Genomic DNA, 23,685 nt, shown 5'->3' with positions numbered 1-23,685 from the left:
AACATGGTACCACGAAAGGGGTAGAGCCGTTAATCACAAGGCCGTATTGCCCACCGTTATTTCACGGCCAGCGCACCACCGGGGGCAGCGACGAGAGGATCGAATCGACATTGCCGCCGGTCTTCAGGCCGAAGATCGTGCCGCGGTCGTAGAGCAGGTTGAACTCGACGTAGCGGCCGCGGCGCACGAGCTGCTCGTCGCGGTCCTCCTCTGTCCAGCCCTTGTTGAAGTTCGAGCGCACGATGCGCGGATAGACCATCGCGAAGGCGCGGCCGACATCCTGGGTGAAAGCGAAATCCGCCTCCCAGCCGCCGAGTTCTTCCGGCGAATGCAGCCAGTCGTAGAAGATGCCGCCGGTGCCGCGCGGTTCGTTGCGGTGCTTCAGGAAGAAGTAGTCGTCGCACCAGTCCTTGAACTTCGCGTGGTCTGCGACCGGATGGCGGTTGCAGGTAATCTCCATCGCCTTGTGGAAGAGCTGGGTATCGGGATCGTCCATGACGCGGCGGCGGTCGAGCACCGGCGTCAGGTCCGCGCCGCCGCCGAACCAGCGGCTGGTGGTGACGACCATGCGGGTGTTCATGTGCACGGCCGGCACGTTGGGGTTCACCGGATGGGCGATCAGCGAGATGCCGGAGGCCCAGAAGCGCGGGTCCTCGTCGGCGCCGGGAATCTGGCCGCGAAATTCCGGCGAGAACTCGCCGTGTACGGTGGAGGTGTGCACGCCGACCTTCTCGAAGACGCGGCCATCCATCATCGACATGCGGCCGCCGCCGCCTTCGCCATTGTCGCGCTGCCAATCCTTGCCGACGAAGCGGCCGGGCGGCAGGTCGGACAGCGGGCCTTCCAACTCGTCCTCCAGCGCCTCGAAGCTGGCGCAGATCGCGTCGCGAAGATGTTCGAACCAGGCGCGGGCGTCGGCCTTCTTCTCTTCGATATCCTCGGGCAGGCCTTTCGGCAGGTCTGGTCGTTCCATGGTGCTTCCCGCTGCCGGCGGAGCGCCGCCGAATCGCATTTTCGCCACAGTTCCCAACTTTGCGCCATTTGGCAACCGCGCAGCGCGATCGGCCGAGGCGGCGGGACTCGCAAAACGTGCCTTAGCGGCTTATCTTCCTTACGTTGAATGTGCTGCCGGAGGAAATCTGCATGGCGCGTGTTCCCGGTCCGCCCCCGATGCAGGGGCTCCGGCGCCAGATCGAGCGCCGCCGCCGCGAAAACCCCGCGGGCGACGGCCATTTCGTGCGCGAGACCTTCTGCCTCGAGCGGCAGGCGGCAAGGGAAAAGGCGCGCGAATGGTTCGACCAATGGCCGAAAGCCGCCTACTGGACGGAGGTCGAGAGCTGGCGCGCCATGGAAGGCGACCGCATCGAATTCACCATGCGCCGCCTGCCCAGCGCCGATTGAGGCGATCGGCCCTACGCCGCCATCGCGATGCGCCGGCTTTCCTGCGTGCGCCCGCCATAACCCCAGCTTTCCATCGGGACTTCGCGCACGATCACGTAGGTGACCGGGTGGAGCGGCGCGCCGACGGCTTCCTCTAGCAGCGCATAGGCGGCGGCGATGAAGCGCTCCTTTTCCTCGGCCGTGTTGGTGCCCTCGCTGACGGTCACTTCCAGATAGCCCGCGGCCGGCTGCCGGCGCACGCCGACGGTCCAGGCTTCGGCATTCGTTTCCTCGATGAAGACGGCGGTCGCCTCGGCGCGCTTGTTGAGCAGGGTGACCGCAAGGCGGGTGGCCTCGTCCTGGAGATGCAGGCGCTCGGCATCCGTGAGGCTGCGGCCTGCAATGCGGATATGAAGGAAGGGCATGGTCGTCTCCTGTCGCTGTTGACGGGATGAGCCTATTGCGCGACTATCGTTTTTAAAATTGAGAAGTGTTGCGATAATAGTTTTGGAAAACTGAATGGTTTCGTTTCGCAATTTCGACATGGACGTGTTGCGCACCTTCGTCGCCGGGGTGCGATTCGGCAGTTTCGCCAAGGCTGCCGAGGCGCTGGGCCGCACGCCGCCGGCCGTCAGCCTGCAGCTGAAAAAACTCTCCGATCTGAGCGGGCAGACGCTATTCACAAAACAGGGCAGGGGGCTGGCGCTCACCGATGCCGGCGAGGCGCTTTATGATTATGCGGTGCGCATTCTGGAACTGAACGACGAGGCGATGATGATGCTCGGCTCCAGCCGCTCGCTTGATGGCTGGCTGCGCATCGGCATCCCGCAGGATTTTGCCGAGACCTCGCTGCCGCCGGTGCTCGGCCGGTTTTCGCGGGCGCATCCGAAGCTCCGGGTGGAGGCGCGGGTCGATCGCGGCGCCAAGCTGGTGGCGGCGGTGGAACGCGGCGACCTCGACATGGCGGTTACCTGGGGCGGGCAGCGCAGCGCCCATTGCCGGCATATCGCCACGCATCCGATCGTCTGGATCGCGGCGGCGGATTATGACCTGCCGCCGGGCGAGCCGGTGCCGCTCATCGCCTTCGATCCACCCTGTTCCTTCCGCGCCGCCGCGGTCGATGCGCTCTCAGCCACGGGGCGCGACTGGCGGCAGGTCTTTGCCAGCCCCGGCCTTGCCGGGCTCTGGGCGGCGGTGACGGCGGGGCTTGGCGTGACGATCCGCACCACGACGGCGGTGCCGCCGCATCTGCGCGTGCTCGATCTCGAGCGGGCCGGCTTGCCGACGCTTGGCAGCGTCGACCTGATGCTGCACACGGCCGAGGCCGTGCCGGCCGCGCCGGTGTCGCGGCTGCGGGATATCCTGCTCGAAATGCTTGTTGTCCCGTCCTGATGGCACCAACCGCGGGAAGTTCGATTGACGCCGGACCGCCGCACCCCTATCTTGCCGCCATCATCATCAACAGAAAGGCGCCGTTGCGGTTCTAAAGCACGGCTCACAGTCCTTGTTCGAACTCGCGATTGCCGTCTTCCTCATCCTCCTCAACGGGGTCTTTGCCCTTTCCGAACTTTCCATCGTTTCCGCGCGCAAACCGCGCCTGAAGACCATGGCCGCGCAGGGCTCGCGCGGTGCCGCGGCCGCCCTGCGGCTGGCGGAAAACCCCGGAAAATTCCTCTCCACCGTGCAGATCGGCATCACGCTGATCGGCGTTCTCGCGGGTGCCTTTTCGGGTGCGGCCCTCGGTAGCCGCCTGCGTGACATCCTGTTTGCCGAGGGCGTGCCGGACTGGCTGGCCGATCCGCTCGGCTACGGTATCGTCATCTTCCTCATCACCTATCTCTCGGTCGTCGTCGGCGAACTGGTGCCCAAGCAGATCGCGCTGAAGAACCCGGAGCGTTTCGCAACGCTCGTGGCGCCCGCGATGTCGCTGCTTTCCAAGGTCGGCGCGCCGGCCGTCTGGATTCTTGACGCCTCGACGCGGCTGATCTTCCGCCTGCTCGGCCAGCACCAGGTCGCCGAAAGCATCGTCACCGACGAGGAGATCAAGACGATCGTCGCCGAAGCCGAGGCCGCCGGCGTCATCGAGGGCGGCGAGAAATTGATGATCGCCGGCGTCATGCGCTTTTCCGACCGCGAGGCGCGCGGGCTCATGACGCCGCGCAACGACGTCGACTGGATCGACCTCGGCGATACGGTGGAGGAAATCCACCAGCAGCTCGTCGATAGCCAGCATGGCCGCCTGCCGGTCGCCGATGGCGGGCCGGAGACCATCGTCGGCATCGTGCAGAAGCGCGAGCTGCTCTCCGCGCTCCTGACCGGCCAGCCGCTCGACATCCGCACCTTCATCCGCCCCGCGCCGATCGTGCCGGATACGATGGATGCGATGCGCGTGCTCGAAAAACTGCGCAATTCCGAAGTACCGATGATGCTCGTGCATGACGAATACGGCCACTTCGAAGGCGTCATCACGCCCGCCGACGTGCTGGAAGCGATCGCCGGCGTCTTCCGCGCCGATATCGAGGAAGGCGACGACGAACATGCCGTGCAGCGCGAGGACGGCTCCTGGCTGATCGCCGGTTCCATGCCGATCGACGAGATGGCCGATCGCCTCGGCCTGCTGCTGCCGGCCCGCCGCAGCTACCAGACGGCCGCCGGCATGGTCATCGAATCGCTACAGAAGCTGCCGAAGACCGGCGAGGTCACGGAAACCCAGGGCTGGCGCTTCGAAGTCGTCGACATGGACGGTCGCCGCGTCGACAAGCTGCTCGCCACGCGCCTCGATTAAGCCGGATCGGGTTCGAGCAATCTCGGACCCGGCCCTTCCGCGGCAAGCGTGTCCCACGGATTGCGCAGCGGACATTCCTGCATGGACAGGCACCCGCAGCCGATGCAGCCGTCGAGCTGGTTGCGCAGCTTGGCAAGCCGCGCGATGCGCTCGTCGAGCAGGCTGCGCCAGGTCTCAGAGAGCTTGCGCCAGTCCTGTGCCGTCAGCGGGCGGTCGTGCGGCAGCACGGACAGCGCGTCCGCGATTTCCGACAGGGGAATGCCGGTGCGCTGCGCCACCTTGATGACCGCGACGCGGCGCAGGATGCTGCGCGGATAGCGCCGCTGGTTGCCGCGGTTGCGCTGGCTGCGGATCAGCCCTTTCGTCTCGTAGAAATGCAAGGTGGACACCGCCACCCCGCTGCGTTCGGCGACCTCGCCGACGCTGAGTTCCCGGGGGATGGCGTCGCGCGCGTTTTTTTCAGTCATGGCTGTTGACCTCAACTTTGCTTGAGGTTTTATACCAGCGGCTCCCTGCTTTTCCAACATGGAGCTGAACCGCATGACAGACAGACTGACCATCGCCCTCATCTATGGCAGCGGCCGCGAAGGGCGTTTCGCCGATACGATCGCGGGATGGCTGGAACCGGCGCTGGCGGGCTTCGGGCAATACACCATCATCCGCATCGATCCGGTGGAGCTGACCTTCACGCCCGGCGGCCTCGACGAGGCCTCGGCACAGCTGGTCGAAAGCCGGATCTCGCAGGCGGATGCATTCCTCATCGTCACGCCGGAATACAACCACGCCTATCCGGCGGCGCTGAAGGCGATCATCGATTGCTGCTTCAGGCCCTGGCATGCCAAGCCCATCGCCTTCGTCTCCTATGGCGGCGTTTCCGGCGGCCTGCGCGCCGTCGAGCAGCTCCGCCTGGTCTTCGCCGAGCTGCACGCCGTGGCGATCCGCGAGACGGTAAGTCTGGCGCACGCCTGGACGCAGTTCGACCCGGTCGGCAATCCCTTCCGCCCCGGCCAGCTCAACGGCCAGCTTGCCGTGCTGATGAAGCGGCTTTCCTGGTGGGCGCATGCGCTGAAGGCGGCGCGCATCGCGACGCGCTATGACGAGGTGGCGGCATGAAGCCGGACTTTTATGCGACGGCGGAAGTCGCCCGTTCCCGCGACGAACGCCGGCGCAATGCGACGCTGCTCTTCATCAGCACGCTGACCATCATGTCGGGCGCGACGATCTCCGCCTCGCTGCCGGGCATCGCCGCGCGGTTTGCCGATGTGGAGAATGTCGCGCTGCTGAGCCGGCTGGTGCTGACGCTGCCGGCGATGTTCATCGCGCTGTTTTCCCCGGCGGCGGGTTTCCTCGTCGACCGTTTCGGCCGCAAGCCGCTGCTGCTTGCCTCGCTCGGGCTGTTCGCTGTCGCGGGTGCCTCCGGCCTCGTCCTCGACACGCTGCCGGGCCTGCTCATCGGGCGCGCCGTGCTGGGTCTTGCCGTCGGCGGCATCATGACGGCGACCACGGCGCTGGTCGGCGATTTCTTCCAGGGGCCGGCGCGTGATCGCTACATGGGCCTGCAACAGGCCTTCGTCGGCATCGGGGGCACGATTTTTCTCACGGGCGGCGGGTTCCTGGCGGAAGTGCACTGGCGCGGGCCGTTCTTCATCTACACGGTGGCGATCCTGCTGGTGCCGGCCGCACTCGCCTTCCTGCCGGAGCCGCGTCGGGTTCGCCCGGCCGGTCCCGCCACGGGGGAGGGCAGGCTCGACGGGCGCACGACAGCGCTTCTCGCCCTGCTGTTCCTCGCCGCCGCCGTCAACATGATCGCCTTCTACATGATCCCGACGCAGCTTCCCTTCTATCTCGAATCCCTTGGCTTCGCCGCGCCCAGCCTTGCCGGCACGGCGATCGGCGCTGGCCAGCTCGTCGGCGTGGTGAGCGCGCTCGCCTTCGCGCCGTTCCGCCGCCTGCTCGGCATCATGGGCGTCTTCGGCCTCGGCTTCGTCTCGGCCGGGCTGTCGTTCCTGCTGCTTTCGGGGGCGGAAAGCTATGGCAGCGTGCTGGCGGCCATGGCGGTATCGGGCATCTGCATGGGCACGATCATGCCGAATTTCGCCGCCGCCGCCATGCTGCTGGCGCCGCCAGCGCTGCGCGGCCGCATCTCGGGCCTGCTGGTATCGAGCATCTTTGCCGGCCAGTTCCTGTCGCCGATCGTCTCGCAGCCGCTGATCACCGCCACGGGTTATGACGGCGCCTATATGATCGTCGGCTCGGTGGTGCTGGTCTTCGGCGTCACGGCCGCGGCTGTGCGGCTGGCGCGGCCGGGCCATGGCTAGGTCAGATGAAACCCGTCTGGCGCAGCGCCTCGCCGCAGATCATCGCGGCGGAGAGCGCGACATTGATGGAGCGCTGGCCTTCGACCATCGGAATGAGCACCCGGCCTTGCGCCGTGTCGTGCACGCGGTCCGGCACGCCCGCACTTTCGCGGCCGAAGAGCAGGATGTCGTCCGGCCGGTAGGTGAAATCCGTATAGCACTCCGCCGCCTTGGTGGAGGCGAGCACGAGGCGGCGGCCGCTTGCCGCCCGCCACGCCTCGAAGTGCTCCCAGCTCACATGTCGCGTCAGCGTCACGGCGGCGAGGTAGTCCATGCCGGCGCGTTTCAGGCTGCGGTCGGAGATGTCGAAGCCGGCCGGCTCTATAATGTCGACCGACAGGCCGAGGCAGGCGGCGAAACGCAGGATCGTGCCGGTATTGCCGGCAATATCGGGCTGGTAGAGGGCGATGTGGAGCGCGGACATGGGCTGTCGCCTATTCCAGATGTGGCGACAAGGCAACAGAATTGGCCGGAGCGATGAAATTGCGACAAAGTCACTGGCAAATTGCGTCGTTTCAGGCTAACCAAGGCGCATCTACAACGCGAGAAGAGGGAGGATCATGATGGATACCACGCATCGATTGCGCCTCCCGGCTGGAATCACGCCTCTTCTCGCTTAGGCGCCTCGCCGCACAAAATCCCATCGCATACCTTATTCAATTCGCTGTGTGACGTTTTTCATCGCCGCGCGGCAGTCCTGCCGGAACTCCGTTCCTGACCGCGCCGTTTTGCGTCGTCCGTCTCGGTTCCGTCTTTATGTATTACGGAGAAAGCCATGTTCGGCTGGTTCGAAAGACGTTTGAATCCCTATCCTTCCGAGGCGCCCTCGCTGCCGCCGAAGGGCCTTTTCGCCTTCTTGTGGCACTATACCAGGCCGGCGGGCCTGTGGCTCTTCGTGCTCGGCTTCTGCTCCATGGTGCTCGGCATCGCGGAAGTGCTGCTGTTCCAGTTCCTCGGCAACATCATCGACTGGCTGTCGAACAGCGATCCGAACACGTTCCTGTCGCGTGAGGGCGGCACGCTGATCTGGATGGCGGCGCTGCTGCTTATCGTCATCCCGGGCGTGGGCGCGCTGCACACCATGACCATGCACCAGGCGCTCGCGGGCAATTTCCCGATGATCGCCCGCTGGCAGATGCACCGCTACCTGATCCGCCAGAGCATGACCTTCTTCTCCAACGAGTTCGCCGGACGCGTCTCGACGAAGGTGATGCAGACGGCGCTTGCCGTGCGCGAAACGGTGATGAAGATCATCGACGTCTTCATCTATGTCGTCAGCTATTTCATCTCGATGATCGCGATCATCGCGTCCGCAGACCTGCGTCTCGTCGTGCCGCTGCTCGTGTGGTTCGTCGTCTATGTCTGCATCCTGCGCTATTTCGTGCCGAAGCTCATGGTGATCTCGCGCGAGCAGGCGGATGCGCGCTCGATGATGACGGGCCGGATCGTCGACAGCTACACCAACATCGCGACGGTCAAGCTGTTCTCGCATGCCGGCCGGGAGGAAACCTATGCCCGCGAAGGCATGGATGGCTTCCTGCAGACTGTGCATAAGCAGATGCGGCTCATCACGCTGTTCAACATCACAATCGACATCAACAATGTCGTGACGATGTTCTTCACCGCGGCGGTCGGCATCTATTTCTGGATGGCGGGCGATGTGTCGGTCGGCGCCGTGGCGGTGGCCGTGGGCCTTGCCATGCGCATCAACGGCATGTCGCAGTGGGTGATGTGGGAAGTGACCGCGCTGTTCGAGAATATCGGCACGGTCTATGACGGCATGGGCATGATGACCAAGCCGCACGACATCAAGGATGGTCCCGAAGCGCCGCCGCTGCCGGTGTCCAAGGGTGCGATCAGCTTCGACCACGTCCGCTTCCACTACGGCAAGAACAAGGGCGTGATCGAGGACCTGTCGCTGTCGATCGGTGCGGGCGAAAAGGTCGGCCTCGTCGGCCGCTCCGGTGCCGGCAAGACGACGCTGATGAACGTGCTCTTGCGGTTCTACGATCTCGAATCCGGTAAGATCACGATCGACGGCAAGGACATCGCGACGGTCACGCAGGATAGCCTTCGCTCGCAGATCGGCGTGGTGACGCAGGATACCTCGCTGCTGCACCGCTCGATCCGCGACAACATCGCCTACGGCAAGCCGGAAGCGACGGATGCGGAGATTATCGAGGCGGCCAAGCGCGCGAATGCCTGGGAGTTCATCGAAAGCCTCATCGACCAGCAGGGCCGTGCCGGCCTCGATGCCCAGGTCGGCGAGCGCGGCGTCAAACTCTCCGGCGGCCAGCGCCAGCGCATCGCGATCGCCCGCGTCTTCCTGAAGGACGCGCCGATCCTGGTGCTGGACGAGGCGACCTCGGCGCTCGATTCGGAAGTCGAGGCCGCAATCCAGGAAAACCTCTTCGCCCTGATGCAGGGCAAGACGGTGATCGCGATTGCCCACCGCCTCTCGACGCTGACGGAGATGGACCGTGTCGTCGTGCTCGAAAAGGGCCATCTGCACGAGACCGGCACCCATGCCGAACTCGTCGCCAAGGGCGGCATCTACGCCGACCTCTGGGCCCGCCAGTCCGGCGGCTTCATCGCCGACGACGCCGAAGCGGAAGTGGCGGCGGAGTAACCGGACAGAAGACACCCCTTTCCAGCAGAAGGGGTGTCTTCATTCCGTGCCGGCGCGTTTCGACGTCAGTTCGAGGCCGAGGGCGCGCATGACCGTCAGCATGGATTTGAGGGTCGGATTGCCGTCGCTGGCGAGTGACCGGTAAAGCGCTTCGCGGGCGAGGCCGGTTTCTTCCGCCACCTTGCTCATGCCTTTGGCACGTGCGACGACCCCAAGGGCGTGCGCAATATAGCCGGCATCGCCGCTCTCGAAGGCGTCTTTCATGAAGACGTCGACGGCTTCGTCCGAGGTCAAAGCCTCTGCCGGATCATAGATGTGCAGTGTTTCGTTCATCTCAGTTGTCCAGTTGGGCCGCCAGTGTCTTGGCGGCCGCGATATCCCGTTTCTGGGAACCCTTGTTGCCACCACAGAGCAGCACGATGATCTCGTCGCCCCTTCGCGTGAAATAGATGCGATATCCGGGTCCATGGTGAATGCGGATTTCGCTGACGCCGTCACCGACGGATTTGACGTCGCCGAGTAGACCATAGGCGATCCGGTTCAGCCGGGCAGCGATGAGCGCTTGGGCTTTCCGGTCACCAAGCGCCCGTTCCCATTTGCGAAATGTATCCGTCTGTTTGATCAGGAGCGCCATTCAGGTTGTAACTTTAATATTACAGCCGTCCAAAATCAAGGGTTTTGAAGTCGTGCGGGATATCCCCACCTTTCCAATCTTTAATTTGTCCCCCGCCCAAAACCGCCTATATCGGAGGCATGATTTTCCGCACGCTCTTCTCCTGGTTCGAGAACTGGATTCAGCCCTTTGCGCGGCGGGATGACCTTCGGCCGCCGCAGGGGCTGCTCGCCTTCATCTGGTTCTATGTCAGCCAGGCCAAGGCGCCGTTTGCGGCGATGCTGGTGCTGGGCGGTATTACGGCGGGCATCGAGGCGGCGACGTTCTGGTTCGTCGGGCGGCTGGTCGATATTCTGGCAACGGTCAAACCCGGTGACGGGTGGAGCGGGCTGATTGCGGCGCATGGGCCGGAACTGCTCCTGATGCTCGGCCTGATCGGCCTCGTGCGATTCGTCATCACCTTCCTGACGGCGCTGGTCGACCAGCAGGTCATCACGCCGGGCTTCTACAATCTGGTGCGCTGGCAGTCCTATGTGCATGTCGCGCGCCAGTCGCTCTCCTTCTTCCAGAACGATTTCTCCGGCCGAATCGTCACGAAGGTCTGGTCGGCGGGGCAGGCGACCGGCGACGTCATCACGTCGTTCATGGAAAGCATCTGGTTCGTGACGATCTACACGGCCTCGACGCTGGTGCTGCTCGGCGGGCTCGACTGGCGGCTGGCTGCCGTGCTGGCCGTCTGGCTCCTGGTCTTCTCGGTGCTCGCGCGCTATTTCGTGCCGCGCATCCGCGAACATTCGCGCCAGACCGCCGAAGCCGCGTCCATGCTCAGCGGCCGCATGGTCGATGCCTATTCCAACATCCAGACGCTGAAACTGTTCGGGCGCGACGACGCGAACGACCGCTACATGCGCAACGGCTTCGACATCTTCCAGACGACCACGTTGAACTTCACGCGGTTCCTCACCGGCGTGCGGGCCTCGATGGCGCTTGTCTCCGGCCTGATGATCGTTGCCATGGCGGTGCTGTCCATCCATCTGTGGCTTGGCGGCATTGCGAGCTCCGGCGCCGTCGCCTTCACCATGGCGCTGGTGCTGCGGCTGAACTTTTTGCTCAACCGCCTGATGACGCAGTTGAACAGCATTATGCGCAATATCGGCACGATCCAGAATTCCGCCGACCTCATCTCCCAGCCGATCGGCCTTGTCGACATGCCGGATGCGACGGAGATGAAGGTCACGCGACCGGAAATCCGCTTCGAGAACGTGCGCTTCCATTACGGCCGCCAGTCCGGCGTCATCGACGACCTGACGCTGTCGATCCGGCCGGGCGAAAAGGTCGGGATCGTCGGCCGCTCGGGCGCCGGCAAGTCGACGCTGGTCAACCTGCTGTTGCGCTTCTACGATCTGGAAGGCGGCCGCATCCTCGTCGGCGGCGAGGACATTGCGCGCGTGACGCAGGAGAGCCTGCGCGCCAATATCGGCATGGTCAGCCAGGATACCGCGCTGCTGCATCGCTCGATCCGCGACAACATCCTGTTCGGCAATCCCGATGCCACCGAGGCCGAGGTGATCGAGGCGGCGAAGAAGGCCGAGGCGCACGATTTCATCCTGTCGCTCGAAGACCAGCGCGGCCGCACCGGCTATGACGCCCATGTCGGCGAGCGCGGGGTCAAGCTTTCCGGTGGCCAGCGCCAGCGCATCGCGATCGCCCGCGTCATGCTGAAGGATGCGCCGATCCTCGTGCTCGACGAGGCGACCTCAGCGCTCGATTCCGAAGTCGAGGCGGCGATCCAGTCCAATCTCGAACGCCTGATGCGCGGCAAGACCGTGCTCGCCATCGCCCATCGGCTCTCCACCATCGCCGCCCTCGATCGCCTGATCGTCATGGATCGCGGTTCCATCGTGGAGGAGGGCACGCATGCCGAGCTCGTCTCGCGCGGCGGGCTCTATGCGGATCTCTGGTCGCGCCAGTCCGGCGGGTTCCTCGGACACGAGGAAGCGGCGCAATAGGGCCGCAAAGCGTCGTTTCGCGACTGCTTTTTCAGACGGGAAGCGCTGGATGTTCAAGGTGATGGGGGTGGCTTGTCAAGATGCCCCGTTTTTCCCGCGACAATGTGCCCACCTCCCCTTGCCAAGGCTGGACATAATTTGCGATCAAGCATAGAACGCGCCGGATTGACGGGGAATCTATGGCCGTATTGTGTCCGGATCTGACCGGTTTCCAAGGGGCGTGGCGGGTTTCCGCAGACTTTGCGTGAGAGGATGGTTTAGCCGTGAGCGAACACGAGACATCAAGCGAATCCCTGGGCGAGCCCACTCGCCGCGATTTCCTTTACCTGACCACCGGGATGGCTGGCGTCGTGGGCGGCGTGGCAGTTGCCTGGCCGTTCATCGACCAGATGCGCCCTGATGCGTCGACGCTGGCGCTCGGCGCCATCGATGTCGACGTCTCCAGCCTGACGCCCGGCATGTCCCTGACCGTCAAGTGGCGCGGCAAGCCGGTGTTCATCCGTAACCGGACGGACCAGGAAGTTGCGGAAGCCAAGGCCGTCGAGCTTGGCGACCTCAAGGACCCGGTCGCACGCAACGCCAATATCGCGACCGACGCCCAGGCGACGGACCTCGATCGTTCGGCGGGTGCCGGCAAGGAAAACTGGATCATCATGGTCGGTGTCTGTACCCATCTCGGCTGTATTCCGCTCGGCCAGGCCGGCGATTTCGGCGGGTGGTTCTGTCCCTGTCATGGTTCTCACTACGATACCGCTGGTCGTATTCGTAAGGGTCCGGCCCCCGAGAACCTCGCCGTGCCGACCTTCGCGTTCGTTACCGACACAGTTATCAAGATCGGTTGAGGGGACACCTGATAATGAGTGCTGATCATTCCACCTACCAGCCGACGACTGGCATCGAAAAATGGGTCGACTCGCGCCTGCCTCTGCCGCGCATGATCCATGACAGCTTCGTCTCCTACCCGGTTCCGCGCAACCTGAACTATGCCTACACCTTCGGCGCCATGCTGTCGGTGATGCTGATCGTGCAGATTCTGACCGGCATCGTTCTGGCCATGCACTATGCGGCCGAAACCACCGTCGCGTTCAACTCGGTCGAGAAGATCATGCGCGACGTGAACCACGGCTGGCTGCTGCGCTACATGCACGCCAACGGCGCGTCGTTCTTCTTCATCGCGGTCTACCTGCACATTGCCCGCGGCCTCTACTACGGCTCTTACAAGGCGCCGCGCGAAATCCTCTGGATCCTCGGCGTGGTCATCTACCTCCTGATGATGGCGACGGGCTTCATGGGCTATGTCCTGCCCTGGGGCCAGATGTCCTTCTGGGGTGCGACCGTTATCACGGGCTTCTTCTCGGCCTTCCCATGGGTCGGCGAGTGGATTCAGCAGTTCCTGCTCGGCGGCTTCGCGGTCGACAATCCGACGCTGAACCGCTTCTTCGCGCTGCATTACCTGCTGCCCTTCATGATCGCCGGCGTCGTCGTCCTGCACGTCTGGGCGCTGCACGTCACCGGCCAGACCAACCCGACCGGCGTCGAAGTGAAGTCCAAGACCGACACGGTCGCCTTCACGCCCTATGCCACGCTGAAGGACGCTCTCGGCGTCTCGGTCTTCCTGATCATCTTCGCCTGGTTCGTCTTCTACATGCCGAACTATCTCGGCCACCCGGACAACTACATTCCGGCTGACCCGCTGAAGACCCCCGCCCACATCGTTCCGGAGTGGTACTACCTGCCGTTCTACGCGATGCTGCGCGCCATCACCTTCAACGTCGGCCCGATCGACTCGAAGCTCGGCGGCGTCCTCGTGATGTTCGGCGCGATCATCGTGCTGTTCTTCCTGCCCTGGCTCGATACGTCCAAGGTTCGCTCCGCCGTCTACCGCCCGTGGTACAAGTTGTTCTTCTGGATCTTCGTGGCCAACGCCATCCTGCTTGGCTGGCTCGGCGCCATGCCGGCAGAAGGCATCTACGTCATCCTCTCGCAGCTCGGCACGCTCTACTACTTCGGCTTCTTCCTCGTCATCATGCCGATCCTCGGCCTGATCGAGACCCCGAAGCGCATTCCGAATTCGATCACGGAAGCGGTTCTGGAAAAGAAGAACGCCAAGCTGGCCAAGGCCTGAGAGCGAGGACTAGGAACCATGTCAATGAAAAAGCTTGTTGCAGGCCTTCTGTCGCTCGCACTCGTCGCCGGTCTCGGCGTCTCCTTCGCCACGGCGGAAGAGGCAGCGCCTGCTGCCGGTGCAGAGGCGGAACACGCCACGCCGCACTATCCGATGCATAAGCCGAAGGAACAGGAATGGTCTTTTGCCGGTCCGTTCGGCAAGTATGACAAGGGCCAGCTCCAGCGCGGCCTGAAGGTCTACACCGAAGTCTGTTCGGCCTGCCATTCGATGAGCCTGGTCTCCTTCCGCACGCTGGAAGGCCTTGGTTACTCGGAGGCGCAGGTCAAGGCATTCGCAGCGAACTACGAAGTGCAGGACGGCCCGAACAGCGACGGTGAGATGTTCACCCGCAAGGCCGTTCCGTCCGACTATTTCCCGTCGCCCTATGCCAACCACGAGGCGGCTGCCGCTTCGAACAATGGTGCGGCCCCGCCGGACTTCTCGCTGATCGCCAAGGCGCGCGGCATCACCCGCGGCTTCCCGCAGTTCGTCTTCGACATCTTCACGCAGTACCAGTCCGGCGGACCGGACTACATCTACTCGCTGCTGACCGGCTACGACGAAGAGAAGCCGGCGCATCTCGAAGTCGCAGAAGGCACGCACTTCAACCCGTACTTCGCCAATGCCGCGGCTCTCGCCATGGCCAAGCCGCTCTCCGACGACCAGGTCACCTATGACGATGGTTCGCCGCAGACGGTCGACCAGTACGCGCACGACGTTGCCGCCTTCCTGATGTGGGCCGCAGAGCCGCATCTCGAAGAGCGCAAGCGCACCGGCTTCATGGTCATGGTCTTCCTGGTGATCTTCACCGGCCTGATCTACCTGACGAAGAAGTCGGTCTACGCGAACAAGGAACACTGAGCGGTCTCACCGCTCGGCAGCAAAGGCGGCCTTCGGGCCGCCTTTTTTGTTGAGGGCCAGCGCCTCACCTGCAATAACCGGAGGAAAGCCCTCCGCAGTCGGGAATCCCCATGTCCACGCTCGAAAACGAACTCGTCGCCGCGATCCGCAACATTCCGGATTATCCCAAGCCCGGCATCATGTTCCGCGACATTACCACGCTGCTCGGCAACCCGCGGGCCTTCCGCCGCGCGGTGGACGAGCTGGTGCATCCCTATGCGGGCATCGGCATCGCCAAGGTGGCGGGCATCGAGGCGCGCGGCTTCATCCTCGGCGGCGCCATGGCGCACCAGCTGTCGACCGGCTTCGTGCCGATCCGCAAGAAGGGCAAGCTGCCGCACGAGACCGTGCGCATCGCCTACAGCCTGGAATATGGCGTGGACGAGATGGAAATGCACAAGGATGCCATCAAGCCGGGCGAAAAGGTGATCCTCGTCGACGACCTGATCGCCACCGGCGGCACCGCGGAGGCGGCGGTGAAGCTCCTGCGCCAGATCGGCGCCGACATCGTCGCGGCCTGTTTCGTCATCGACCTGCCGGATCTCGGCGGGCGCAAGAAGCTCGAAGCGCTGAACGTGGAAGTGCGCACGCTGGTGGCGTTCGAGGGGCACTGAGCCCCTCAAAGGTCAAACGAATTCCAGCACCGTGCTTTCGAAACGGATGACCGGCTCGCCGTTCTGGTTCTTGCCCGCACACAGGATCGTGTTGACCAGGCGGCCGGCGCGCGAGGTGAGTTCGCGGGATGCCAGCAGGGTCACCGAATAGGTGATCGTGTCGCCGGCGAAGACCGGCTTCAGCCAGCTTAGTTTCGTGAAGCCCGGGGAGGGGCCGAGGTTGGGGGGCGTGATGCCTTCGCGGGCGAGCCGCTTGCATTCACCCAGCCAGAACGGCACGAAACATTTCATCCAGCCGGCGCTGGAATGCCAGCCGGAGGCGCAAAGCCCGCCGAACAGCGCCTGTTTCGCCAGTTCCTCGTCGAGGTGGAAGGGTTGCGGGTCGAAGTTCTTCGCGAAGCGGATGATGTCTTCGGCAGTGAAGGTCAGGCTGCCGATCTCGACAGTCTGGCCGACGGCATAGAGTTCAACCATGCGCATGGGTGGCTCCTTCGCTCGGCGCCAGGCGCATCATGTTGATATATTCGCTGACGGCGACGATCTCGCCGCGCTGGTTCGTCACCTCGGCGCGAAAGCGCACGATGCCGATCTCCGGCCGAGAACGCGAGGCGCGGGCGTCGAGCACCACGCAATGGCCGCCGAGCGTGTCGCCGGCCAGCACCGGCCGCTTCCATTCCATGAGGTCCACGCCGGGCGAGCCTTCCGAGGTCGAGCCGTTGATATAGGCCTCGTAGAGCATGCGCATCATCACCGCGCTGGTGTGCCAGCCGGAGGCGGCGAGCCCGCCGAGAATGCTCGCGCGGCCGGCCTCCTCGTCGAGATGCATCGGCTGCGGATCGAATTCCTTCGCGAACGCGATGATCTCGTCCGCTGTCAGCGTCCGCTCGGCAAAGTCGAAGCGGCGGCCCGGCATAAAATCTTCAAAAGTGTAGCGCGTCACATCCAGATCCGTCTTGTTGCGGGCGAACAATGGCGAGCGCGGCAGGGTTTTGCAAGGTCCTGACGGGCCGATCGCTTGCCAGCAGGCCCCCCGTGCGTAAGGTGGCGCCGGTTGCGGACACGAGGAGACGACGATCCATGCAGACCTTGAAATCCGTGCTGGAGGGCGCAGCCGGCGAGGGCATCATCTCCGCCGATCAGGCCGGCAGCCTGCTGCCCTATATGGAGGCGAGGGGCGTGCTTTTGCAGCCGCCGCGCACGGCGGCACTGGATATTGCCGGTGCGGCGGAGGATCGCGCCATTGCGCCGATCGAGGATACCGAGGCGCCGCGTTTCGTGCGCGGTTTCCATGACGTGCTGATCACCATCGGCGTTGCCATCGTCATGGCGGGTGTGTGGGGCGTAGGTTCGTTCTTCGCCGCGTTGCCGGCCATCATCATTCTGGCGGAAATCCTGGTGAAGCGGCAGCGGCTGGCGCTGCCGGCCGTGCTGCTGACGCTTCTCTATGTCTACTGGGTCTTCGTCGCGACGATCATCGCCCTGGACAGTTTTCTGGGGCAGCTGGAGCCGGAACCGGTGCTGCATTTCCTGCTCGTTCTCCTGCCGTTCGCCGTCCTGCTGCCGCCCTTCTACTGGCGCTATCGCATTCCGCTGTCGCTCAGCCTGTGCTTCCTGTCTGTGGCGGCCGTCGTTCTCTCCTTGATTTTCCTCGGGCTTTCGCGCCTCACCGGAAGTGCGGAGGTGATCGCCGATCATCCCATCGTCGCGTCGGCCATCTTCCTGGCGGCGGCACTCGTGCTGTTTGCCATGGCGATGGTCTATGACCTGTCGGACCGGTTCCGCGTCACGCGCCGCTCCGACGTCGCCTTCTGGCTGCACCTGATCACGGCGCCGGCGCTGCTTTATTCGACGCTGGCCTTCGTCTTCCTCGGCGATTTCGCCAATGAGCGGCTGTTCAGCGGCAGCAAGGGCCTGCCGGATGCGCTCATCATCGTCGGCGTCGTCGTCGTGCTCATGGCAATCGGACTGGTCCTCGACCGGCGGGCGTTCGTCACGTCCGGGCTGGTTTCGCTTGGCCTGGCGGTCGCGAGCCTGCTCCAGGGCGTGGAGGCGGCGCCCAAGAATTACGGCTTCCTGACGCTGCTGATCGTCGGCCTGGTGGTACTGACCATCGGCATCGGCTGGCCGCATTTCCGTCGCTGGACGATGACGCCGTTGCCCGCAACGCTCAAAGAAAAACTGCCGCCCCTTCGGTGAAGGGCGGCAGCTTTAACGGTGTCGGGAATGTCGGGCTGTTGCTTCAGGTGTTGAAGCGGAAGTGGATGACGTCGCCGTCCTGGACGACATATTCCTTGCCTTCGTCGCGGCCCTTGCCGGCTTCCTTGGCGCCCACTTCGCCCTTGTAGGCGATGTAGTCGTCATAGGCGATGGTGAAGGCGCGGATGAAGCCGCGTTCGAAATCCGTGTGGATGACGCCGGCCGCCTGCGGGGCCTTGGTGCCGCGCACGATGGTCCAGGCGCGGGTTTCCTTGGGGCCGACGGTGAAATAGGTGATCAGGTCGAGCAGGTGGTAACCAGCGCGGATCAGCCGGTCGAGGCCGGCTTCCTCAAGGCCGAGCGCCGAGAGGAATTCGACCGATTCCTCTTCCGGAAGCTGGGCGACCTCGGATTCGATCGCGGCCGAGATGATGACGCATTCCGCACCCTGTTCCTTCGCCATGGCGGCGACGGCTTCGGTATGCGCATTGCCGGTCGAGGCGTCGGCTTCCGAAACGTTGCAGACGTAGAGGACGGGATGCGAGGTCAGGAGGTTCAGGCCCTTCAGGACCTCGATCTCTTCCGGCGCCAGCGTCTTCAGGAGCAGACGGGCCGGCTTGCCCTCGTTCAACAGCTTGACCACGGCTTCCATGATCGGCAGCTGCGCGAGCGAATCCTTGTCCTTGCTGGCCGCGCGCTTGCGGGTCTGCTCGACGCGGCGTTCCAGGCTTTCGAGGTCGGCGAGCATCAGCTCGGTCTCGATCGTGTCGGCATCGCCGACCGGATTGATGCGGCCCTCGACATGGGTGATGTCGTCGTCCTCGAAGCAGCGCAGCACATGCACCACGGCATCGACTTCGCGGATGTTGGCGAGGAACTTGTTGCCGAGGCCTTCACCCTTCGACGCGCCGCGCACGAGGCCGGCGATGTCGACGAAGGAGATGCGCGTCGGGATGATCTCCTTGGAGCCGGCGATGGACGCGAGCGCCTTCATGCGCGGGTCCGGCACCGCCACTTCGCCGGTGTTCGGCTCGATGGTGCAGAAGGGATAGTTTGCCGCCTGCGCCGCCGCCGTCTTGGTCAGCGCGTTGAAGAGGGTCGACTTGCCGACATTCGGCAGACCGACGATACCGCATTTGAAGCCCATTGAGGTGGTCCATTCGTCTCGAAATTCGTTGCCATCGCTATGGGCGAAGGACGGGGCAGGGTCAAGTGTTTGCGGCACGCAAGGCCTTGAAGTCGCGCTTCGTGCGGTGCACAATAGGTTTCTGACACCGCTCGAAGGCAAATCGCGAGGAGACTTTCGATGAGCAATGGTGATGTTACCCTCACCCCGAAGATCGACACGAAGCCCAAGCTCGAACGGCCGAAGCTCTACAAGGTCATCCTCGTCAACGACGATTATACGCCGCGCGAATTCGTCGTGCTGGTGCTGAAGGCCGTCTTCCGCATGAACGCGGATGCGAGCCAGCGCGTGATGATCACCGCGCACAAGCTCGGCACTTGCGTGGTCGTCGTCTGCGCCCGCGACATCGCCGAGACCAAGGCGAAGGAGGCGACCGACCTCGCCAAGGAGGCGGGTTTTCCGCTGATGTTCCAGACGGAACCGGAAGAGTAGTTTCACCCGATATTAGCGGTTTCTGTCTAACATGCCGTCATGTTCGAAGAAGCCTCCACCTGGCATTATGCCGTTGCCTTCGTGCTCTTCCTCCTGCTGGGGGCGGTCGGGCATGTCTGCCGCGCGGTCTTCAACGTCCTGCCCGACCGGCTGTCGGACAAGCCGATGCTCGATCTCATGATCAGCGACGGTTACAATATGGATGACCATATCCTCGGCACAGAATATGACGATGCCGGCTATTACCGGCTCGACTCCTGGCGGAATTTCCGCAACTCCACCCTCGGCTGCGGTTTTACCGGCATCGCCGTGATGCTGTGCTCCGAGGGTGCTTCCGGGGTTATCGCGCACGGCATCGAGACCGGCTTTGCCTGGCTGTGGGACTTGTTTCTCTACCGTCTCCAAACGCTGCGCTGGCTGTAGCGATCACTCGCCCTTGTTGCCGAGCAGCTTCTTCAGCATCTCCGCCATCGGTCCCGTCGTCGGGAGGATTTTGGGCTGGGCGTGGTTGCGGGCTGCGCGGATGTGGGATTGGGCGGCGGGTTTCTGTGCGGGTGCTTTTTCCCCGTCCGGCTTGCTGCCGGTGGCGAGCGCCAGCTTGTTCATCAGCTGCGAATCCTCGCCCCGCACCAGCATCTCGGCATTGAGGGCCAGTTCGTCGAGCAGCGGGTCGAGCCAGACGTGGTCGACTTTCGCGAAGTCGCCGAGCACATGGTTGGTGACGAGTTCCTTCACACCCGGATGGCCGATACCGAGGCGCAGCCGGCGGTATTCCCGGCCGCAATGGGCGTCGATCGACTTGATGCCGTTGTGCCCGCCATGCCCGCCGCCAGTCTTGATGCGTGCCTTGCCGGGGGCGAGGTCCAGTTCGTCGTAGATCGCGACGATATCCTTGGGTTCGAGCTTGTAGAAACGCATCGCCTCGCCGACGGATTCGCCCGACAGGTTCATGAAGGTCTGCGGCTTGACGAGCAGCACCTTCTCGCCGGCAATCTCGCCTTCGGAGATTTCCGCCTTGAACTTCTTCGACCAGGGCGAGAACGAGTTCTTGCGGTGGATCGCGTCCACCGCCATGAAACCGATATTGTGGCGGTTGCCCGCATATTTTGCGCCCGGATTGCCGAGCCCGGCGATGATCAGCATGGAAGGATCCGTCAAAACGATCTGTTGCCGCTTTCACCACCGCGAAAGCGGCCTAAAGTCAACCGTTGAAGATTATTTCTTCGCGCCGTTCTCCGCGGTGCGCGTGCTCGGCGGCAGGCCGTAGGCGGTGAAGATGCGGTCCTGCTCGCCGCTCATGATCAGCTTGTCGAGTTCGGCCTGCAGGCTTTTGATAAGGTCCGGCGGCGTGTCCTTGTGGCAGGCGATGCCGTATACCTGGCCGGCCAACATCATCGCCTTTTCGACCGGCTGGCCGTCCTTCACCATTTTCTCGTAGGTCTTGATGGAGGTGGGCATCAGGTCGATGCGACCGCTCAGGAGCTTGCGCACGGTGATGTCGATATCGCTTGCGAGATCGATGTCCTTGAAGCCGATCAGTTCGAGCGCCTCGACGGCGAAGTCGCCGCGCTGGGAGCCGACCCTCAGTTCGCGCGCCTTGACGATCGTCAGCCCATCGTATTTTTCGCCCTTGCGCTTCAGGAGAACCATCTGGTCCTTGAGGAGCGGATTGACCCAGACGAAGCGTTCGGCGCGCTCGCGGTTGTAGCCCGTGGTGAAGACGCAATGCATCGGCTGGTTTTCGGCCATGGCGAAGGCGCGCGCCCAGGGCATGATTTCCAGCTTGTAGTCGATGCCGGCCGCCTTGGCGATCGCCTCGACCTGGTCGACTGCGATGCCGGTGATCTTGCCGTCCTTCGTGTAGTTGAACGGGGCGTATTCCTCGGTGACGAAATGCAGCGTTTCGGCAAGCGGCGCGGAGAGGGGGGCGAGCGACAGGCTGAGCGTCAAAAACAGCGTCTTCATCGTCTCGTCCTCGTTCCTCGTCAGGAAGCGGCGGCCAGGCGCTCGGGCCTGGCCGGCATCGTGAATTCGTCCAGCTTTTGAAGCAGCGCGTCAAGCGGCAGCGGCCGGCTCAGCAGGTAGCCCTGGCCGAACTCTATGTTCATCGCCTGGAGGATGTCCCACTGTTCCTCCGTCTCGATGCCCTCGGCCACGACCGCGCAGCCCATCTGGTGCGAGATGGTGCGGATGCCCTCGACCAGCATGCGGCTCTTGCGGCGCACGTCCGGCTGGTCGGAGGAAAGCGAGCGGGTGAAGGACTGGTCGACCTTGACGATATCGACGGGGAAGCGGTTGAGGTAGGAAAGCGACGAATAGCCGGTGCCGAAATCGTCGAGCGCGATGCGGCAGCCGAGTTCGGAGAGCGCATCGAGCACGTCGCGTACCACCGGATTGTCGAGCATCAGCACGGCTTCGGTGATTTCCACGACGATGCGCGAGGGCGTGATGCCGTTTTCGAGCAGCAGGGCGGCAAGGCGGTTCGGCAGGACCGGTTCGAACTGCAAGGGCGAGAAATTGACCGCGAGATAGGTGTCGGACAGCCCGTCCAGCTGGGAGATGACGGCAAGGCTGGCGATGGATTTCGACAGGATGCAATCGCCGATCCGGCCGATCGAACCGTTCTCCTCGGCAATGCCGATGATCTCGGCCGGCGGCAGCAGGCCGCGATCGGGGTGGTTCAGGCGCATCAGCGCCTCGAAGCCGGCCACGCGCCCGTCGGACAGGCAGACGATCGGCTGGAGATAGGTGGTGAACCAGTCGTCGCGCAGGCCCTGGTCGATGAACTGCTCGGTTTCCAGGCGTTTGCGGGCGATGTCGACCATGTTGTTGTCGAAGAGCTGCACGCCGTTCTTGCCGTCGCGCTTGCGGGCATACATGGCCATGTCCGACTTCTGCAGCAGGCAGGCGGCGGTGGCGGCATGGTCGGGATAGATCGCGACGCCGATGCTGGCGCTGACATTGAGTTCCGCGCCGTTGACGACGAGCGGCGCGCGCAGGCTTGAAACCAGGCGCTCGCTGACATCCAGGGCGAGCTGGCGGGCGTTCGGCGCGGAAAGCAGGATGGCGAATTCGTCGCCGCCGAGCCGCGCGATGCGGTCATTGGCGCGCAACTGCCGGCGCAGGCGCATCGCCACCTGGCAAAGCACGTCGTCGCCGGCGGCATGGCCGAGATTGTCGTTGATCCACTTGAAGCGGTCGAGGTCGACGAAGAGGCAGGCGAGCTGGTGGCCGAGCGTGTCGACCTCGCCGATCAGCTCGTCGAGCACGCCCTCGAAGCCCTGGCGGTTGAGCAGGCCCGTCAGGTGATCGGTGATCGCCTGGCGGTGGTTGCGGTTTTCCGCCTCCTTGAGGTCGGTGACATCGGTCATGACCGAGAGCGACAGCGCCTGGCGGCCGCTGCTCGCTTCAGCACCGGTTTCGAGGATCAGCACGTCGATCACGCTGCCGTCGGCGCAGCGGAAGCGCACCGTCACCTCGCAGATGCCGGCCTCCGATTTGCTGGTCGCGTGGCGCTTGCGGTAGGTTTCGCGGCACTCCTCGGCAACGAATTCGGTGAATTCCTGGCCGATCACACGCTCGCGGCGATAGCCGGTGGCGGTCAGCCAGTAGTCGCTGACGGCGGTGATGTGGTTCGTCGCATCGATGGAGAAGAGCATGGCGGGCGTGAGGTTGTAGATGTCGGTGGCGCGGGTATGCGCCAGCTTCAGCTCGTTTTCCTCGCGCTCCAGCTTGCTCTGCATCTCGTTGAAATTATGGGCGAGCGCGCCCATCTCGTCGTTCGAGGTCCAGTCGACGTGGTGGCGCGAGCCGAGCCGGCGTGTCGCTTCGATCGCCGCCGTCAGGCGCATCAGCGGGCGAATGATGGTGATGCGGTTGCCGATGATGGCGGCGGTGAAGAGCGTTGCCACGGCGAAGAAGAAGATGGCGAAGATGCCCATCTCGTCCTTGGTGAAGCGCGAGAACAGGCCCTCCTTGCGGATCCAGATCTCCGCCGAGCCGACCTTCTTGATGCCGTCGCTGGCGCGGTAGAGGATATCGGTCTTGACGATGGAGCGCGCGTCTTTCGGATCGGGGCTGAGTTCCGGCTTGCGGATGTCGATCACATCCGACGTGTCGCGCACGCGCACGAAGCTGATATCGGCATCCGCCTGGAGCGCGCCGACGATCTGGTCGATGCTGTCCTTGTCGAAATCCCACAGCGGTTTACCCAGCGCCTGCACATTGGCCTTCAGCAGGACTTCGGTGTTTTCCAGGCGCTCGCGCGCCACGCGGTCGGACGACAGGATGAGGAAGAGCACGAAGAGTGGTGCCACGAAGACGAGCAGGGCGCCGATGACGATGGCAATGAAGCGGCTCTCCACCGAATGCATTTTCATGCCGGTTGCCCCCCTGCCATGATGCGAAGCCAGCCCAT

Annotated in this window: 26 protein-coding genes; 14 read left to right on the top strand and 12 right to left on the bottom strand. The window is 63.9% G+C overall.

Annotated elements, in window-relative coordinates:
* Positions 1-61: 61 nt before the first annotated feature.
* Positions 62-973: an oxygen-dependent coproporphyrinogen oxidase gene (gene hemF, locus J2Y63_RS21645; protein WP_435267763.1), complete on the bottom strand. Its 912-nt coding sequence runs from the start codon at positions 971-973 to the stop codon at positions 62-64.
* A gap of 170 nt (positions 974-1,143) precedes the next feature.
* Between hemF and J2Y63_RS21640 the strand changes: the two genes are divergently transcribed.
* Positions 1,144-1,401: a hypothetical protein gene (locus J2Y63_RS21640; protein ID WP_256117534.1), complete on the top strand. Its 258-nt coding sequence runs from the start codon at positions 1,144-1,146 to the stop codon at positions 1,399-1,401.
* A gap of 11 nt (positions 1,402-1,412) precedes the next feature.
* Here J2Y63_RS21640 and J2Y63_RS21635 read toward each other — a convergent pair whose 3' ends face one another.
* Positions 1,413-1,805 carry a tautomerase family protein gene (locus J2Y63_RS21635; RefSeq protein ID WP_435267762.1) on the bottom strand — a complete coding sequence of 131 codons (393 nt, stop codon included), beginning with the start codon at positions 1,803-1,805 and terminating at the stop codon, positions 1,413-1,415.
* Between the two features lie 94 nt (positions 1,806-1,899).
* Between J2Y63_RS21635 and J2Y63_RS21630 the strand changes: the two genes are divergently transcribed.
* Both J2Y63_RS21630 and J2Y63_RS21625 read left to right on the top strand, forming a co-directional pair.
* Positions 1,900-2,772, top strand: a complete 873-nt coding sequence (locus tag J2Y63_RS21630) for a LysR substrate-binding domain-containing protein (protein WP_435267761.1) — start codon at positions 1,900-1,902, stop codon at positions 2,770-2,772.
* A 112-nt stretch (positions 2,773-2,884) separates the two neighbouring features.
* Positions 2,885-4,165 carry a hemolysin family protein gene (locus J2Y63_RS21625; protein WP_435267760.1) on the top strand — a complete coding sequence of 427 codons (1,281 nt, stop codon included), beginning with the start codon at positions 2,885-2,887 and terminating at the stop codon, positions 4,163-4,165.
* On the opposite strand, the gene soxR is transcribed toward J2Y63_RS21625, so the two are convergent.
* On the bottom strand, positions 4,162-4,632 hold the full coding sequence (gene soxR / locus J2Y63_RS21620) for a redox-sensitive transcriptional activator SoxR (protein WP_435267759.1): 471 nt from the start codon (positions 4,630-4,632) through the stop codon (positions 4,162-4,164). The genes J2Y63_RS21625 and soxR overlap by 4 nt on opposite strands.
* 73 nt (positions 4,633-4,705) lie before the next feature.
* Here soxR and J2Y63_RS21615 point away from each other — a divergent pair, with 73 nt between their 5' ends.
* The gene (locus tag J2Y63_RS21615) at positions 4,706-5,278 is read left to right on the top strand and encodes an NADPH-dependent FMN reductase (RefSeq protein ID WP_435267758.1); all 573 of its coding nucleotides are present in this window, start codon (positions 4,706-4,708) and stop codon (positions 5,276-5,278) included.
* Positions 5,275-6,483 carry an MFS transporter gene (locus J2Y63_RS21610; RefSeq protein WP_435267757.1) on the top strand — a complete coding sequence of 403 codons (1,209 nt, stop codon included), beginning with the start codon at positions 5,275-5,277 and terminating at the stop codon, positions 6,481-6,483. The genes J2Y63_RS21615 and J2Y63_RS21610 overlap by 4 nt, the downstream gene beginning before the upstream one ends.
* A 1-nt stretch (position 6,484) precedes the next feature.
* Here the strand turns inward: J2Y63_RS21610 and J2Y63_RS21605 are convergent, their stop codons facing one another.
* On the bottom strand, positions 6,485-6,946 hold the full coding sequence (locus J2Y63_RS21605; RefSeq protein ID WP_435267756.1) for a tRNA (cytidine(34)-2'-O)-methyltransferase: 462 nt from the start codon (positions 6,944-6,946) through the stop codon (positions 6,485-6,487).
* Between the two features lie 351 nt (positions 6,947-7,297).
* On the opposite strand from J2Y63_RS21605, the gene J2Y63_RS21600 reads away from it, so the two are divergent.
* Positions 7,298-9,151, top strand: coding sequence for an ABC transporter ATP-binding protein (locus J2Y63_RS21600; protein ID WP_435267755.1), 1,854 nt, complete (start codon positions 7,298-7,300; stop codon positions 9,149-9,151).
* Between the two features lie 39 nt (positions 9,152-9,190).
* On the opposite strand, the gene J2Y63_RS21595 is transcribed toward J2Y63_RS21600, so the two are convergent.
* Complete coding sequence (locus J2Y63_RS21595; RefSeq protein ID WP_435267754.1) at positions 9,191-9,484, bottom strand: addiction module antidote protein; 294 nt, start codon at positions 9,482-9,484, stop codon at positions 9,191-9,193.
* Position 9,485: 1 nt separating this feature from the next.
* The gene (locus J2Y63_RS21590) at positions 9,486-9,785 is read right to left on the bottom strand and encodes a type II toxin-antitoxin system RelE/ParE family toxin (RefSeq protein ID WP_435267753.1); all 300 of its coding nucleotides are present in this window, start codon (positions 9,783-9,785) and stop codon (positions 9,486-9,488) included.
* A 119-nt stretch (positions 9,786-9,904) separates the two neighbouring features.
* Between J2Y63_RS21590 and J2Y63_RS21585 the strand changes: the two genes are divergently transcribed.
* The 5 genes from J2Y63_RS21585 to J2Y63_RS21565 all read left to right on the top strand — a co-directional run bounded on the left by J2Y63_RS21585 (position 9,905) and on the right by J2Y63_RS21565 (position 15,454).
* A complete protein-coding gene (locus J2Y63_RS21585) occupies positions 9,905-11,773 on the top strand; it encodes an ABC transporter ATP-binding protein (RefSeq protein WP_435267752.1) in 1,869 nt (622 codons plus the stop codon).
* Positions 11,774-12,036: 263 nt separating this feature from the next.
* A complete protein-coding gene (gene petA / locus J2Y63_RS21580; protein ID WP_256117523.1) occupies positions 12,037-12,615 on the top strand; it encodes a ubiquinol-cytochrome c reductase iron-sulfur subunit in 579 nt (192 codons plus the stop codon).
* Between the two features lie 14 nt (positions 12,616-12,629).
* Positions 12,630-13,898: a cytochrome b gene (locus J2Y63_RS21575; protein WP_256117521.1), complete on the top strand. Its 1,269-nt coding sequence runs from the start codon at positions 12,630-12,632 to the stop codon at positions 13,896-13,898.
* A gap of 24 nt (positions 13,899-13,922) precedes the next feature.
* Positions 13,923-14,801, top strand: coding sequence for a cytochrome c1 (locus J2Y63_RS21570; RefSeq protein ID WP_256117519.1), 879 nt, complete (start codon positions 13,923-13,925; stop codon positions 14,799-14,801).
* A gap of 110 nt (positions 14,802-14,911) precedes the next feature.
* A complete protein-coding gene (locus J2Y63_RS21565; RefSeq protein WP_256117518.1) occupies positions 14,912-15,454 on the top strand; it encodes an adenine phosphoribosyltransferase in 543 nt (180 codons plus the stop codon).
* 12 nt (positions 15,455-15,466) lie between these two features.
* On the opposite strand, the gene J2Y63_RS21560 is transcribed toward J2Y63_RS21565, so the two are convergent.
* Both J2Y63_RS21560 and J2Y63_RS21555 read right to left on the bottom strand, forming a co-directional pair.
* Positions 15,467-15,934: a MaoC family dehydratase gene (locus tag J2Y63_RS21560; RefSeq protein ID WP_435267751.1), complete on the bottom strand. Its 468-nt coding sequence runs from the start codon at positions 15,932-15,934 to the stop codon at positions 15,467-15,469.
* Positions 15,921-16,400 (bottom strand): MaoC family dehydratase, encoded by a 480-nt coding sequence (locus J2Y63_RS21555; RefSeq protein WP_435267855.1) that lies wholly within the window; start codon positions 16,398-16,400, stop codon positions 15,921-15,923. Before J2Y63_RS21555 ends, J2Y63_RS21560 begins: the two co-directional genes overlap by 14 nt.
* Positions 16,401-16,531: 131 nt before the next feature.
* Between J2Y63_RS21555 and J2Y63_RS21550 the strand changes: the two genes are divergently transcribed.
* Complete coding sequence (locus J2Y63_RS21550; RefSeq protein ID WP_435267750.1) at positions 16,532-17,650, top strand: hypothetical protein; 1,119 nt, start codon at positions 16,532-16,534, stop codon at positions 17,648-17,650.
* A 43-nt stretch (positions 17,651-17,693) separates the two neighbouring features.
* On the opposite strand, the gene ychF is transcribed toward J2Y63_RS21550, so the two are convergent.
* Entirely contained in the window at positions 17,694-18,797 is a 1,104-nt protein-coding gene (gene ychF, locus J2Y63_RS21545) for a redox-regulated ATPase YchF (protein WP_435267749.1), read from the bottom strand.
* Between the two features lie 159 nt (positions 18,798-18,956).
* Here ychF and clpS point away from each other — a divergent pair, with 159 nt between their 5' ends.
* Positions 18,957-19,268, top strand: a complete 312-nt coding sequence (gene clpS, locus J2Y63_RS21540; protein WP_256117514.1) for an ATP-dependent Clp protease adapter ClpS — start codon at positions 18,957-18,959, stop codon at positions 19,266-19,268.
* A gap of 39 nt (positions 19,269-19,307) precedes the next feature.
* A complete protein-coding gene (locus tag J2Y63_RS21535; RefSeq protein ID WP_435267748.1) occupies positions 19,308-19,691 on the top strand; it encodes a hypothetical protein in 384 nt (127 codons plus the stop codon).
* Positions 19,692-19,694: 3 nt separating this feature from the next.
* Here J2Y63_RS21535 and pth read toward each other — a convergent pair whose 3' ends face one another.
* From pth to J2Y63_RS21520, 3 genes are all read right to left on the bottom strand, one after another.
* Positions 19,695-20,411, bottom strand: coding sequence for an aminoacyl-tRNA hydrolase (gene pth / locus J2Y63_RS21530; protein WP_435267747.1), 717 nt, complete (start codon positions 20,409-20,411; stop codon positions 19,695-19,697).
* A 72-nt stretch (positions 20,412-20,483) separates the two neighbouring features.
* Positions 20,484-21,233 (bottom strand): substrate-binding periplasmic protein, encoded by a 750-nt coding sequence (locus J2Y63_RS21525; RefSeq protein ID WP_435267746.1) that lies wholly within the window; start codon positions 21,231-21,233, stop codon positions 20,484-20,486.
* A gap of 20 nt (positions 21,234-21,253) precedes the next feature.
* Entirely contained in the window at positions 21,254-23,647 is a 2,394-nt protein-coding gene (locus tag J2Y63_RS21520; RefSeq protein WP_435267745.1) for a putative bifunctional diguanylate cyclase/phosphodiesterase, read from the bottom strand.
* Positions 23,648-23,685: the final 38 nt, after the last annotated feature.

The sequence above is a fragment of the Shinella sp. BE166 genome (assembly GCF_051201095.1).
In the GTDB taxonomy this organism is placed as follows: domain Bacteria; phylum Pseudomonadota; class Alphaproteobacteria; order Rhizobiales; family Rhizobiaceae; genus Shinella; species Shinella lacus.
The sequence above is the reverse complement of the archived record's forward strand: the minus strand, read 5'-3'. Positions and strand labels throughout refer to the sequence as shown.